Raw genomic sequence first — 12,344 nt, 5'->3', positions numbered from 1 at the left:
GATGACTGCTACCGCGGAGTCTCGCCCGGAACTGATCGACCTCGACGACGTCGCCCGCGATCGGGTGTCCGAACTGGTCGAGGTCCGGGGCGGGCGCTGTGCGGCCTGCGGTGGAACCGATTTCGCGGTGGGCCACGCGCTGTACCTGGGTTTTCTGTTCCTCGACGAAGACCACGACGCCTACCTGGTGGCGCTGACCTGCCGCGAGCCGTCGTGCCCGCAGCCCAGAACCGCGATCCGGTTGCGCTACCAGGAATTTCTGGCTAAGTAGGCAGGTCGGGGCGGGCGAGGTCGAAGCGCTCCACCAGGTCGGCCACGCTGCGCAGCTCGTCGCAGACCTGGGCGAGGCGATGCTCGGCGTCGTCGTCGAGCACACCGCGGCCGTGGTAGTACGCCAGCCGGCGCAGCCGGCCGGCGAGCGCGGTGCCCCACCGGATGCTCAGGTCATAGATCTGCACGTCGTCGACCTGCGCGTGCTGCCCCAGCTCCCGCAACGCGCGCACTTGCTCGGTAAGCACCGCGACATCGTCGTCGATGCTGACGCGGTCGGTCGCCGGCACGGGAACCTCCGTTCTCAGAGCCGCGGCTTGGCGACGCTGACCACGAGCGGCTGGCCCTTCAGGGTCAGATACACCCGGTCGGGGCCGATCGCCATGCCGGACAAAGGGGTGGACCGGGCCGGCCCGGACGGTAGACCGGCCCGGTAGTCGAGGACGCGCAGCATCGGGATGCTGCCCTGGGAGAAGCCGGTGAAGGTAGCCGACTCGAAGACCGCCACACCGGTGTCGGTGGCGGCATAGATGCGGGTGTCGTCGGAGCCGAGGTAGCGGATCGGCGAGGGCATCGGGTAGCGGCCGATCTCCTCCAAGCCGTGCCCGCCGCGGGCGGACTCGACGACGTACAGGGTGTCGCCGTCGGCGTCGGCCAGATAGGCCCGGCTCGCCGCGGTGCCGTCTCCGGCGGCCGCGGTGACTTTCGTGACGTAGCTGCCCCGGTGCTCCGGCGGTGAGGACGGCCCTTTGTAGTAGGAGATTCCGCCCGGCCCGTAGACGTGGTATTCGATGGCGCGCCCGCGGTTGGCGCCATCGAGGATGCCGACGGCGCCCGCGGTCACCTGGGCACTCGGCAGCTTCCGCAGGCCGTGCTCTTCGACCGGGGTCACCGTCGACCCGTCGGCGGACAGCGCGAGCAGCACCCGCATGCCCGAATCCTGGGACAGGTAGGCCGGCGCCGGCCCGGCGTCGATCTCACCGGTCTGCTCCAAACTGCTCAACTCGACCGCCGCGACCCGGCTGCGGGCCGGCTGCGGGACGAACACGGTGGCTTGTTCGGCGCGGCTGATCTGGAGGTTGCGCCCGGCGCCCAACGGCGCGGACAACCGGGTGGTGACCGCATCGGGATCAGCGGCATGATCGATGGCCGCCACCCGCCCGTCGTTGGTGAGCGCGATGAGCGACCCGGTGCGATACGACCACACCGGATCGCGCAGCGGCGTCTGCACCTGCACCGAAACGGCTTCCGGCGCACTGAGCAAGGGCTGTCCCGGCGCTGAGCAGCCGGCACTCGCCAGCACGCCGGCGACCGCCGTGCTGCACCAGCCCTGCCATCTCATGATGGCCGGGGTACCCCCGGTGACGGCCGGCTACACGGACCGTTTGTGCGGTAGGGCCATCGGGTATGGCAGCAGAGGTCCGACGTTTCGGCGAAAGGGGAGGTCGATGTCCGAATCGGCAAGGGGCCGCCGGGTCGCGTTTCTGGTGGCGCCCGAGGGGACCGAGCAGGTCGAGCTGACCGAGCCGTGGCGGGCGGTTGGTGAAGCCGGGGCCGAACCGGTGCTGGTATCGACGAAGCCCGGCAAGATCCAGGCGTTCAATCATCTGGACCGCGCCGACGAGTTCGACGTGGACCGGGTGGTCGAGGATGTCTCGGCGGACGACTTCGACGCGCTGGTGCTGCCCGGTGGGGTGGCCAACCCGGACCAGTTGCGCACCGATGATCGTGCGGTCGCGTTCGTGCGGGAATTCTTCGAGGCCGGCAAGCCGGTGGCCGTCATCTGCCATGGGCCGTGGACGCTGGTGGAAGCCGGAGTTCTTGGCGGGCGGCGGATCACGTCGTGGCCGAGCCTGCGCACCGACATCGTCAATGCGGGCGGCGACTGGGTCGACGAGCAGTTGGTGCGCTGCGACGGTGGACCGTCGATCCTGCTGTCGAGCCGCAAGCCCGACGACCTGCCGGCCTTCTGCGACGCGCTGGTGCATGAGCTGCAGACCCGGGAGGTTGCGTTGTGACCGGAGAGCCGATGCCGGTACCGGTCGAGACCGACAATCGCCGCGCTCGACTGTGGGTCAACTGGGTGGCCGCCCTGCTGACCGCCGCCGGAGCGGCGCTGGTGATGGTGTTCGCCACCGGCGCGGTGATGAGCACCGCCGCCTGCAGCACCGCCGAGTGTCCCGATATGGGCCCGAGCGGAGCGGTCTTCGGCGTGCTCTACTACGGTGCGCCCGTCATCGCCGCGCTCACCATCCTTGCCTCGTTCTTCACGGCCGGGCGGCGACGCGGATTCGTGGTCCCGCTGATGGGTTGGGGCTTATTGGCACTTGACCTGCTGGCTCTGCTCATCGCATTCCGCCGCTAGCGATCACGAGGTCAGGACTTGTGGCGCAAGTTCTTTGAGCATGGTGTTGGCCCAGTCCATCTGCCGTAACGTCTCGGGGTGGCACCGGGCGGCAAGCTCGAGCAGTTCCTGGTCGCGGGCGGCCTGGGCGCCTTGGGCGAGCAGCTCCCAGTTGACCGAGACCGCCGCGGCATGCACGTACAGGCTGCGCAGATCGGCCAGCAGCAGAAGGCCCGGTTCAGGTCGTCGGCCGAGCAGCACGCTGGTCAGCTCCCGCAACGATGACAACACCCGCCCCGGCCGCGGGGGCGAGTCAGTGGGGCGCAGACCGCGGCTGCGCCCGGTGTGCGCGAGCTTGGCGACGTGGTCCTCGGACCAGACCGCGAGATCGGCGCACAGGTGAAAGACGTCGTGGTCGGCCTTGTGCCGCTCGCCGACCCGGCGGAACCGGTGCGCCAGCGACGTTTCGGAGCGGTGCAGCTCCCGCAGTGCCAGGTCGAGTTTCACCAGCCGCTCCGGTCTGCCTCGGCGCCTTTGCTGATGCGCACCACCGAGGTCTTGAACAGCGGCTGTTTGGACACCGGGTCCCAGTCGGTGATGGTGAGTTCGTTGGCGGCACGGTGATGGCCGTCGCTCTCGGTGTCCCAGTAGCCGTAGTGGAACGGCAGGAACGCCGCCCCCTCGCGGATGCCGCCCACCTTGGCGCGGGCCTGCACGCAGCCGCGCGCCGAACGAATGACGGCCGGATCGCCGTCGCGGATCCCGCGGCGTTCGGCGTCGCCGGCCGACAGCTGAACCCAGGCCTCGGGTGCGGCGTCGTTGAGTTGCGGTGCCCGACCGGTTTTGGTGCGGTTGTGGAAGTGGTAGACGGTGCGGCCGGTCGTCAGCCAGAGCTCGTCGCCGTCGACGGGGCGCTCGTGCGGCGGGGTGTAATCGGCGGCCCGCAGCACCGCCTTGCCGTCCGGGTTGGCTGCCCGGGCCTGGGTTGGTCCGATCGCCCCGCCGGTGATCAGGTCTTTGCCGTAGCTTTCGCAGTAGTCGGGCTTGGCCCAGAACTCGCCGTCGGCATAGAGCCGCTCGGTGCTGTCGGGATGCTCGGCGTTGCACGGCCATTGGATTCCGCTGCCGCCGCGCAGCTTGTCATAGCTCAAGCCGGTGTAGTCGCAGGGGCGCCCGGCGCTGCAGCGCTGCCAGGCCGCAAACGCCGACTCGGGATCCTTCCAGGCGATCAGCGGCGCGCCGTCGCGGTCGCGAAAATCCATCCGCTGTGCGTAGTCGCAGAAGATGTCGAGATCGGCCCGGGATTGCCCGGGCGGGTCGACCGCCTTTTCCGAAAGGTGCACCGTGCGGTCGGCATTGGTGAACGTGCCGGTTTTTTCGCCCCACGCCGCCGCGGGCAGCACCACGTCGGCCAGCTCGGTGGTTTCGGTGCGAAAGATGTCCTGCACCACCAAGAACAGCCGGGTCTGGCCGAGGATGCGCCGGATGCGGTGTAGCTCGGGAAGCGACACCGCCGGGTTGGTGGCGCTGACCCAGAGCATCTGGAGGCTGCCCTGCTCGGCGAAGCGCAGCATTTGCATGGCGTGGGTCGGCTCGGAATAGTGCGGGATCTTGGCCTGCTCGACATTCCACAGCCGGGCCAGCTCGGCGACATGCGCGTCGTTCTCCCAGTTGCGGAATCCCGGCAGGTCTCCGTTGGCGCCGCATTCCCGGGTGTTCTGCGCGGTCGGCTGCCCGTTCATCTGCAGAATGCCGGCACCGGGCCGGCCCAGCATGCCGCGAATGAGGTTGAGGTTGTTGACCTGTACCGACGCCGCGGTCGCCTGATGGGATTGGTAGAAGCCCTGTAGCACGGTGGACAGCAGGCGTTGGGCGTGACCGAGGATCTCCGCGGCGCGCCGCAGGTCCCCGACCGGAACATCGCAGATCTCGGCGACCCGCTCCGGCGGATACTGCGCAACACAGGCCGCCAACGCCTCAAATCCGATGGTGTGTGCGGCGATGTAGTCGTGATCCAGCCAGTCATGCGCGATCACCTCGTGCAGCAGACCGTTCATCAGCGCCAGGTTGGTGCCCGGCGTCGGCGCCAGGTGCACCGTGGCCGCCTTGGCGACCGGGGTTTCGCGCGGGTCGACGCAGATGATCTGTGGCGGTTCGGAGCCGGCCAGCCGGTCCAGCATCCGTGACCACAGCACGGTTTGGGTCTCGGCGACGTTGTGCCCGTACAGCGCGATCACGTCCGCATGGTCGACGTCGGTGTAGGAACCGGGCTGCCCATCGCAGCCGAAGGTCTCCTTGAGCGCCCACTCGGCGGTGGCGGTGCACAGCCGGGTGTTGCCGTCGACGTGGTTGGTGCCCAGCCCGCCGCGGGCGATCACCCCGAGCGTGTAGTACTCCTCCAGCATCAGCTGGCCGCTGGTGTAGAAGCCGATCGCGCTCGGCCCGATGTCACGAAGCAGCGCCTGGCTCGTCGCCACGATCCGATCCATCGCGGTCTCCCAGTCGGATTCGACCAGCCGGCCGCGTTCTCGCACCAGCGGCACCGTCAGCCGGTCGGAGGAGTTGTTGGCCTGCCAGCCGAACAGGTCCTTGGGGTCCAGCCGTCCGTGGTTGACCCGGTCGACGCGCCGGCCCCGCACCCCGACGATCCGGCCGTCGTGGCTGGCGATGTCGAGGCCGTCGCCGTTGGAATGCAATACCGCCGCGGACTGCGACCAGTCCACCTCGTCGGCGTCCACTCCGTCGGCGAGCTCGGTGTCCACCCGCTCCGGCCACTGCTGGCCCGCGGCGTACGGGGTTCGGGCACCCCACGGCTCGGCGATCCGGTCGGTCATGACCGCTGGTTACCCGCTGCTTGCCCTGGGTATGCCTGGCCGACATGGCCGATATGGATCACCGCCGAGCACCTGTGTTGGACGCCCTGGCGGATTACCACCGCAAAGACCGCTACGGCTTCAGCCCACCGGGACACCGCCGGGGCCGCGGTGCCGACGAGGCGGTGCGCGAAGTGCTGGGGTCTGAGCTGTTTCGCGCCGACATCCTCGCGCGCGGCGGGCTAGACGACTGGGAGGCGGGCGGAGCGTTTCTCACCGACGCCGAAGAGCTGATGGCCGACGCGGTGGGTGCCGAGATGGCGTTCTTCTCCACTTGCGGCAGTTCGCTTTCCGTGCGCGCGGCGATGATGGCGGTGGCCGGCGGCGACGGCGGCGGGCTGCTGCTGCCGCGCGACAGCCACAAATCGATCGTGGGCGGGCTGATCTTCTCCGGCATCCAGCCGCGCTGGATCACTCCGCGCTGGGACGCCGAGCGGCACTTCAGTCATCCGCCGTCACCCGAGCGGGTCGCCGGTGCATGGGAGGAGCACCCGGATGCCGCGGGAGCGCTGATCGTCAGCCCCTCGCCGTACGGCACCTGCGCGGACCTGGCCGCTATCGCCGAGATCTGCCACGAGCGCGGCAAACCGCTGATCGTCGACGAGGCCTGGGGCGCGCATCTGCCGTTCCACGACGACCTGCCCACCTGGGCGATGGACGCCGGCGCCGACGTCTGCGTGGTCAGCGTGCACAAGATGGGAGCCGGGTTCGAGCAGGGCTCGGTGTATCACGTGCAGGGTGATCTCATCGACCGCGAGCGGCTCACCGCCTGCGCCGACCTGCTGATGACCACCAGCCCCAGTGTGCCGATCTACGCGGCGCTGGACGGCTGGCGGCGGCAGATGATGCGAAGCGGTCACGGAATGCTGGACGCCGCCCTGAAATTGGCGCGCGGTGTGCGCGAACGCATCGATGAGCTGCCCGACGTCGAGGTGCTCGAGGATGTCCTGCTGGGCGCGGAGGCCTCCCACGACCTGGACCGGATGCAGGTGCTCGTGGACGTATCGGGAACCGGTACGTCGGGTTATCAGGCCCGGGATTGGCTGCGTGAACACCGTTGGCTGGACGTGGGTTTGGCCGATCATCGGCGCATCCTGGTCACCATGTCCTTCGCCGACGACCCCAGCACTGCCGATCGGCTGCTGGATGCGCTGAGCGGGTGGCGTGCCGCCGCAAGGTCATTCGAACAGCCGTGGCCGATCAGGTTGCCGGCACCGGAAGAGCTACAGCTGGAAAGTGCGTTGCTGCCCCGCGACGCCTTCTTCGGCCGCACCGAGATGGTCGCCGCATCGCAGGCTGCCGGGCGTATCGCGGCCGAGCAGATCACCCCGTACCCGCCCGGCGTGCCCGCGGTGGTGCCCGGCGAGCGTCTCGACACGGCCGTCATCGACTATCTGCGTTCGGGTCAGGCGGCCGGCATGGCGTTGCCCGACGCCGCGGACCCCTCCCTCGAGCACATCCGGGTGGTGGCCTGAGGGCGGTGCGGGTTTTGCCCCCGCCCGGCCGGGGTAGCCCCGGGTCCATGGCAGGCGTACTCGAACGCAACGTCGCCGACGGCGTCCACCGCCTGGCGCATGCGGGGGTCAACGTCTACCTGATCGAGGACGACAGCGGCGTCACCCTGGTCGATACCGGGCTGCCAGCCACCTTCGGGCACCTGGAAACGGTGCTGGCGCAACTTAATCGGTCGGTCGACGAGGTGCGGGCAGTGGTGCTGACCCACGCCCATTTCGACCATGTCGGCTCGGCCCGGCGCGTCTATCACCGGTGGCAGGTGCCGGTGTGGGTGCACGCCGCCGATCAGTATCTGGCCGCACATCCCGCTCGCTACGCGCACGAACGCAGCCGGCTGATCTATCCGCTGCGCTACCCGAAGGCGATACCGGGGCTGTTGCGGATGGCCGCCGCCGGTGCGCTGTTCGTACGCGGCATCTCCGACACCACCTGCTATTCGGCCGGCGCCGAACTCGATGTCCCCGGCCGACCGCGGGCGGTGTTCAGCCCGGGCCACACCCTGGGCCACTGCGCTCTGCACCTGGCCGACCGCGACACCGTGATCTCCGGGGATGCGCTGGTCACTCTTGATCCCTACACCGGTGTTGCGGGGCCGCAGATCGTCTCGGGTGCCGCGACGGCCGATAGCGCCGAGGCGCTGGCGTCGCTGACCGCGCTGGCCGACACCGGCGCGACGACCGTCCTGCCCGGTCACGGCGAACCTTGGTATGACGGGGTTACCTCGGCAGTGGAGGCGGCGTTACGGGCCGGGCCGTCCTGAGTCGGCGCGTCCGCAATCGGTCAGACGCGCCCGCCGGCGCCCAACGTGTTCTGCATGTCAGGCTTCATCGCCGCCAGCTGCGCGCCCCAGTAGCCCCAGCTGTGCACGCCGTTGCTGTCGATGTTGAACGTGGCGTTGCGCCCGCCCGCGCCGGTGTAGGCGTCGCGGAAGGCGATGTTGCTCTGCATGACGACCTGCTCGATCACCTGGCCGGGCAGGCTTCCTTCGCCGATCTCCGACGGGGTGCCGTTGCCGCTGTAGATCCACAGTCGCGTGCCGTTGCCCGCCAGCCGCCCGGCTTGGACCGTCGGGTCGTTGCGCTGCCAGCCGGGACCGCCGTCCGGGCCCCACATGTCCTGGGGGTGAAAGCCGCCCTCGTCGTTCATCGCCATGCCGATCAACATCGGGCCGTTGCCGCTCGACGGTGTCAATAACGCCGAAAGCGAAGCAGCGTAGGCGAATTGCTGCGGGTGGTAAGCCGCCAGGATCAGGGCCGACGATCCGGACATGGAAACGCCGACGACCGCGTTACGGCTCGAGCGCACTCCCTTGCCGGCGAGGAAGTTCGGCAGCTCGCTGGTCAGAAACGTCTCCCACTTGTAGGTCTGCCCATTGGCCGACCCGTACCAGTCGGTGTAGAAGCTGGAGCGTCCGCCGACCGGAGCCACCACGGAGATACCGGAGCCGGCGTACTCGTTGAACGCCGGTGTTTCGATGTCCCAGCCGCTTCGGTCGTCGCGGGCGCGCAGGCCGTCGAGCAGGTAGACCGCCGGTGCGCCGCCGCCCTGGAATTCCACGGTGATGTTGTGGCCCATGCCCGGCGAGGGCACCGAGAGGAATTCCGGCCCGGCGGCCGCCGCGGGCGGGGCCGGAGCGGCCAGTCCGATCATCCCGGGCAGCATCCCGGCGGCGACGATGACGTTGGCGGCCCGGCGAACCCGGCCCGCGGTGTTCTTACCCATGTTGTTTCCCCTTCCGCGCAGACCCGAAAGTCACGGCCTGCCGGCCGGGTGTGCGAGAGGGGAGACGTCGACAGACACCTAACCTTCTTGTCTTAACAAAGTGGGCGACGGTTGTCCAGAGAGCGGCCGCGGAAAAAGACCGGAAAAAATTTCCAATGACGCGGTTTGAGGCGGGTTCACGGGGGGCACCTTCACCGACATGTCCGAGCATGACTCCCACTATTCCCTTGGCGCTCTGGTGCTCGCTGCGGCGGCCGCCGGAGCCGCAATGCTTTTCGCCCCCGGCGTTCCCACCGCCGGGGCACAGCTGTGTCCCGACACCGAGTTGGTGTTCGCGCGCGGCACCGGCGAGGAGCCCGGTGTCGGTCCGACCGGGCAGGCCTTCGTCAACGCGCTCGGTGCGCGTATCGCTCCCACTCCCTTGTCGGTCTACGCGGTCGACTACCCGGCCAGCGACCAATGGGACACCGGCGTCGGCGGCGTTCGGGACGCCGCCAATCACGTGCTGTCGCGGGCGACCAACTGTCCGCGAACCAAGATGGTGCTGGGCGGCTACTCGCAGGGCGCCGCGGTGATGGGTTTCGTCACCTCGGCGCAGGTGCCCGAAGGTGTCGACCCGGCTACGGTCCCCAAGCCGCTGGACCCCACCATCGCCGACCACGTCGCCGCGGTCGTGCTCTTCGCGATGCCCAACGAGCGGGCGATGCAGTTCCTCAAGGAGCCCGCGATCGTGATCGGGCCGTCGTATCAGGCCAAGACCTTGCTGGTCTGCGCGCCGGAGGACGCGGTCTGCTCCGAGGGGCTGAATTTCGCCGCGCACGACAGCTACGCCGGGGACGACGCGACGATGGTGCAACAGGGGGCCAACTTCGTCGCCTGGCGTTTGCAACAACTGCAGAACCGGTGAGCCGGTGGCCTTCGCCAGCTATCAGGACGAGATCTACGCCAATGGTCTCGCCGGGAAGAACCCGGCCCTGCCGATCACCTCCGCCGATCTGGAAGCCAAAGCCGCTGCCGCGCTGCCGCCTTCGGTGTGGGGGTATGTGACCGGCGGTGCCGGCGACGAGCACACCCAGCGCGCCAACTGCCGAGCGTTCTGGCTGCGTTCGCTGACCGTCCTGCCGTTGATCCTGAAGGGGATCTGCCATCCCGACGACGCGCGGCGTGCCAAAGATGCCGGGGTCGACGGAATTTACTGCTGCTCGAACCACGGTGGGCGCCAGGCCAATAACGGCCTGCCGGCGCTGGACTGCCTGCCGGCGGTGCTGGAGGCCGCCGACGGGTTGCCGGTGCTGTTCGACTCGGGGATCCGTAGCGGCGCCGACATCATCAAGGCGCTGGCGCTTGGCGCCACCGCGGTGGGAATCGGTCGCCCGTACGCCTATGGACTGGCGCTCGGCGGGGTGGACGGCGTGGTGCACGTGCTGCGCTGCATGCTGGCTGAAGCCGATCTGCTGATGGCCGTCGACGGCTACCCGACGCGGCGCGACCTCACCCCCGAAACGTTGCGAGCGGTGGGATAACGCTGGCCGGCCGCAACCGCCGTCGTCGACGCTGGCGGCGCGATCAGATCCGGGTCGCCGATCCTGCGGAGGTCCGGCGCTCCATCCGTGGCACCGCCATCGGCAACTTCATGGAGTGGTACGACTTCGGCGTCTATGGCTACCTCGCCACCACGATCGCGCGAGTGTTTTATCCGGATTCCGGTGCCGCCGGCCTGATCGGCGTATTCGGCACGCTGGCCGCGGCGTTCGCGCTGCGCCCGGTGGGCGGATTGGTGTTCGGACAACTCGGGGACCGGATCGGACGCAAGCGGGTGCTGGTCACCACCCTGGTGCTGATGACGCTCGGCACCACCGCCACCGGCCTGCTGCCCGGTTACCGGGCCATCGGTATCGCCGCGCCGATCCTGCTCATCGTGACCCGGATGGTGCAGGGCTTCTCCGCTGGCGGCGAATACGTCGGCGCGATGGTCTATGTCGGCGAGCAGGCCCCGGACAACAAGCGGGGCATGATGGCCGGATTTCTGCCACTGAGTTCACAGGCCGGCTACGTCGCCGCCGGTGCGGTGGTGATCGGGCTGCAGAACTGGCTGACCGATGAGGCCATGCTCGGTTGGGGGTGGCGAATCCCGTTGTTGCTCAGCGCTCCGCTGGGGCTGGCGGCGCTGTACCTGCGGCTGCGGTTGGAAGAATCGACGGCCTACCAGCAGGCCGGCCGCAAGGCTGATGCGGACGAGTCCGCGCTGGCACAGTTGCGCCGCACCACCAGACGGTGGCAGCCGCTGGCGCTGTGCATCGCGCTGGTGTTGACCTACAACGTCACCGACTACCTGCTCACCGGTTACCTGCCCACCTATTTGCAGACCACCGCGCAGATACCGCACTCCGCCGGCCTACTGCTGATCGTGCTGACCCTGCTGGCGATGATGGCCGCCGTGGTGCCGGTGGCCCGACTGTCGGACCGCATCGGCGTCAAGCCGCTGCTGTGGCTGGGGTGCACCATGCTGGTGACCCTGTCGGTGCCGGCCTTCACCCTGATTCACTCGGCCGGCAGCTTTCCGGTGGCGTTCGCCGGGGTATTGCTGATCGGGGTGATGCTGCTGTGCTTCGATGCCACCTTGCCCGCGACGCTGCCCGCGCTGTTTCCCACCGAGGTCCGCTACGGTGCACTCGCGATCGGCTTCAACCTCTCGGTCTCGGCGTTCGGTGGCACCACCCCGCTGATCGCCGAGGCCCTGGTCTCGAGCACCGGCGAGCCGACAGCGCCGGCCTACCTACTGATTGCCGCCGGCCTGATCGGGGCCGCGGCGCTGATCTTCACGCCCGAGGTGGCGGGCCGGCGCCTGCCCGGCTCGGGGCCCGCGGTCGAAAGCGAGGCGCGGGCCCGCGAGCTGGTCGAGGGACGGGAGACTTAGTGCACCCGCCGCAATTCCTGCACGCCGGCAAGCGCCTCGGCCACCGACGCCGTCGTTGACACAGCGTTGGTGGGATCGCAGATCCGCAAGAGTCGGGTTACCGCCGGGCCCGGCACGGTCGTGCAGTAGGTCATCGCGTCGGCACACTGGGAAGTGATCGCCTTCAGCGCGGAGAACCCTGCGGTACCAATGAATTCCAGGTCGTTGAGGTCGAGAATCAGCCATTCGCAGTAAGCGGCGCAGTGCTGCACGTAGTCGGTCAGCTGAGCGGTATTGGAGGCGTCGAGTTCGCCGCACACGCTGACCACCACGCCGGAACGCCCCCAGCGGGCGACGCAACGGGCGGTGGGACTTTCCCAGGTATCAGAGGGCGGGACGGTATCTATGCGAGGCGCCGGTGTCGCCGGCTCCCTCACTTTGAGTGCAGGCATTGGATCACTCCATCAGTCGAGATTCGTAACTGGTGGATCGCGCCCGACGCGAGTTACACCCTGCGCGGATGAGTAGCTAGGGAGTGAGCCTCCCTGGCGTGCGTGGTACGCGTCCTCCGGGTGGCTGTGAACTCAACCTACTCGTGAACTTACGCCGAAGCGCGCGACTTTGCAACGGATCGGTAACGGTTCTCCGGAAAGTTCTCCGCGAATTCGTTCGCAGCAAACCGCTTAGAGGATCGTTTCCGCGTTTAGACACCAACGCCGCGGGA

At 68.7% G+C, this 12,344-nt stretch carries 13 protein-coding genes and 1 pseudogene; 8 read left to right on the top strand and 6 right to left on the bottom strand.

Going from position 1 to position 12,344, the window contains the following annotated elements:
- Position 1 precedes the first annotated feature (1 nt).
- Positions 2 to 271 (top strand): hypothetical protein, encoded by a 270-nt coding sequence (locus A5771_RS18010; protein ID WP_064856556.1) that lies wholly within the window; start codon positions 2 to 4, stop codon positions 269 to 271.
- Here A5771_RS18010 and A5771_RS18005 read toward each other — a convergent pair.
- Positions 264 to 560, bottom strand: a complete 297-nt coding sequence (locus tag A5771_RS18005) for a hypothetical protein (RefSeq protein ID WP_064856555.1) — start codon at positions 558 to 560, stop codon at positions 264 to 266. The genes A5771_RS18010 and A5771_RS18005 overlap by 8 nt on opposite strands.
- 14 nt (positions 561 to 574) lie before the next feature.
- Complete coding sequence (locus A5771_RS18000) at positions 575 to 1,612, bottom strand: hypothetical protein (protein ID WP_064856554.1); 1,038 nt, start codon at positions 1,610 to 1,612, stop codon at positions 575 to 577.
- A 106-nt stretch (positions 1,613 to 1,718) separates the two neighbouring features.
- Here A5771_RS18000 and A5771_RS17995 point away from each other — a divergent pair, with 106 nt between their 5' ends.
- Both A5771_RS17995 and A5771_RS17990 read left to right on the top strand, forming a co-directional pair.
- Positions 1,719 to 2,288 (top strand): type 1 glutamine amidotransferase domain-containing protein, encoded by a 570-nt coding sequence (locus tag A5771_RS17995; RefSeq protein WP_064856553.1) that lies wholly within the window; start codon positions 1,719 to 1,721, stop codon positions 2,286 to 2,288.
- A gap of 11 nt (positions 2,289 to 2,299) precedes the next feature.
- A complete protein-coding gene (locus A5771_RS17990; RefSeq protein ID WP_234783106.1) occupies positions 2,300 to 2,635 on the top strand; it encodes a hypothetical protein in 336 nt (111 codons plus the stop codon).
- A 3-nt stretch (positions 2,636 to 2,638) separates the two neighbouring features.
- On the opposite strand, the gene A5771_RS17985 is transcribed toward A5771_RS17990, so the two are convergent.
- Complete coding sequence (locus A5771_RS17985; RefSeq protein ID WP_064856551.1) at positions 2,639 to 3,121, bottom strand: hypothetical protein; 483 nt, start codon at positions 3,119 to 3,121, stop codon at positions 2,639 to 2,641.
- Positions 3,118 to 5,448 (bottom strand): molybdopterin oxidoreductase family protein, encoded by a 2,331-nt coding sequence (locus A5771_RS17980; protein ID WP_064856550.1) that lies wholly within the window; start codon positions 5,446 to 5,448, stop codon positions 3,118 to 3,120. Before A5771_RS17980 ends, A5771_RS17985 begins: the two co-directional genes overlap by 4 nt.
- Before the next feature lie 53 nt (positions 5,449 to 5,501).
- On the opposite strand from A5771_RS17980, the gene A5771_RS17975 reads away from it, so the two are divergent.
- Positions 5,502 to 6,962, top strand: coding sequence for an aminotransferase class I/II-fold pyridoxal phosphate-dependent enzyme (locus tag A5771_RS17975; protein WP_064856575.1), 1,461 nt, complete (start codon positions 5,502 to 5,504; stop codon positions 6,960 to 6,962).
- Positions 6,963 to 7,009: 47 nt separating this feature from the next.
- Entirely contained in the window at positions 7,010 to 7,762 is a 753-nt protein-coding gene (locus A5771_RS17970; protein WP_064856549.1) for an MBL fold metallo-hydrolase, read from the top strand.
- Between the two features lie 20 nt (positions 7,763 to 7,782).
- Here A5771_RS17970 and A5771_RS17965 read toward each other — a convergent pair whose 3' ends face one another.
- Complete coding sequence (locus A5771_RS17965) at positions 7,783 to 8,724, bottom strand: esterase family protein (RefSeq protein ID WP_064856548.1); 942 nt, start codon at positions 8,722 to 8,724, stop codon at positions 7,783 to 7,785.
- A 199-nt stretch (positions 8,725 to 8,923) separates the two neighbouring features.
- Here A5771_RS17965 and A5771_RS17960 point away from each other — a divergent pair, with 199 nt between their 5' ends.
- From A5771_RS17960 to A5771_RS17950, 3 genes and pseudogenes are all read left to right on the top strand, one after another.
- A complete protein-coding gene (locus A5771_RS17960) occupies positions 8,924 to 9,631 on the top strand; it encodes a cutinase family protein (protein ID WP_064856547.1) in 708 nt (235 codons plus the stop codon).
- Positions 9,632 to 9,821: 190 nt separating this feature from the next.
- Positions 9,822 to 10,247, top strand: a pseudogene (locus A5771_RS17955) (alpha-hydroxy-acid oxidizing protein); the annotation flags it as partial.
- An 83-nt stretch (positions 10,248 to 10,330) separates the two neighbouring features.
- Positions 10,331 to 11,641, top strand: coding sequence for an MFS transporter (locus tag A5771_RS17950; RefSeq protein WP_267887475.1), 1,311 nt, complete (start codon positions 10,331 to 10,333; stop codon positions 11,639 to 11,641).
- Here A5771_RS17950 and A5771_RS17945 read toward each other — a convergent pair.
- Positions 11,638 to 11,952 carry an STAS domain-containing protein gene (locus A5771_RS17945; protein ID WP_234783105.1) on the bottom strand — a complete coding sequence of 105 codons (315 nt, stop codon included), beginning with the start codon at positions 11,950 to 11,952 and terminating at the stop codon, positions 11,638 to 11,640. The two genes, A5771_RS17950 and A5771_RS17945, sit on opposite strands and share 4 nt — an antisense overlap.
- Positions 11,953 to 12,344 lie beyond the last annotated feature (392 nt).

Source organism: Mycolicibacter sinensis (assembly GCF_001667375.1).
GTDB lineage: Bacteria > Actinomycetota > Actinomycetes > Mycobacteriales > Mycobacteriaceae > Mycobacterium > Mycobacterium sinense_A.
Note: the sequence above shows the minus strand (reverse complement) of the source record. Positions and strands in the feature narration are given on the sequence as shown.

Excerpts from the sequence above, each read along its gene's own strand:
- A5771_RS18010 (WP_064856556.1), top strand. The coding sequence starts at position 2 with ATGACTGCTACCGCGGAGTCTCGCCCGGAACTGATCGACCTCGACGAC.
- A5771_RS18000 (WP_064856554.1), bottom strand. The coding sequence starts at position 1,612 with ATGAGATGGCAGGGCTGGTGCAGCACGGCGGTCGCCGGCGTGCTGGCG.
- A5771_RS17995 (WP_064856553.1), top strand. The coding sequence starts at position 1,719 with ATGTCCGAATCGGCAAGGGGCCGCCGGGTCGCGTTTCTGGTGGCGCCC.
- A5771_RS17990 (WP_234783106.1), top strand. The coding sequence starts at position 2,300 with ATGCCGGTACCGGTCGAGACCGACAATCGCCGCGCTCGACTGTGGGTC.
- A5771_RS17980 (WP_064856550.1), bottom strand. The coding sequence starts at position 5,448 with ATGACCGACCGGATCGCCGAGCCGTGGGGTGCCCGAACCCCGTACGCC.
- A5771_RS17975 (WP_064856575.1), top strand. The coding sequence starts at position 5,502 with ATGGATCACCGCCGAGCACCTGTGTTGGACGCCCTGGCGGATTACCAC.
- A5771_RS17970 (WP_064856549.1), top strand. The coding sequence starts at position 7,010 with ATGGCAGGCGTACTCGAACGCAACGTCGCCGACGGCGTCCACCGCCTG.
- A5771_RS17965 (WP_064856548.1), bottom strand. The coding sequence starts at position 8,724 with ATGGGTAAGAACACCGCGGGCCGGGTTCGCCGGGCCGCCAACGTCATC.
- A5771_RS17960 (WP_064856547.1), top strand. The coding sequence starts at position 8,924 with ATGTCCGAGCATGACTCCCACTATTCCCTTGGCGCTCTGGTGCTCGCT.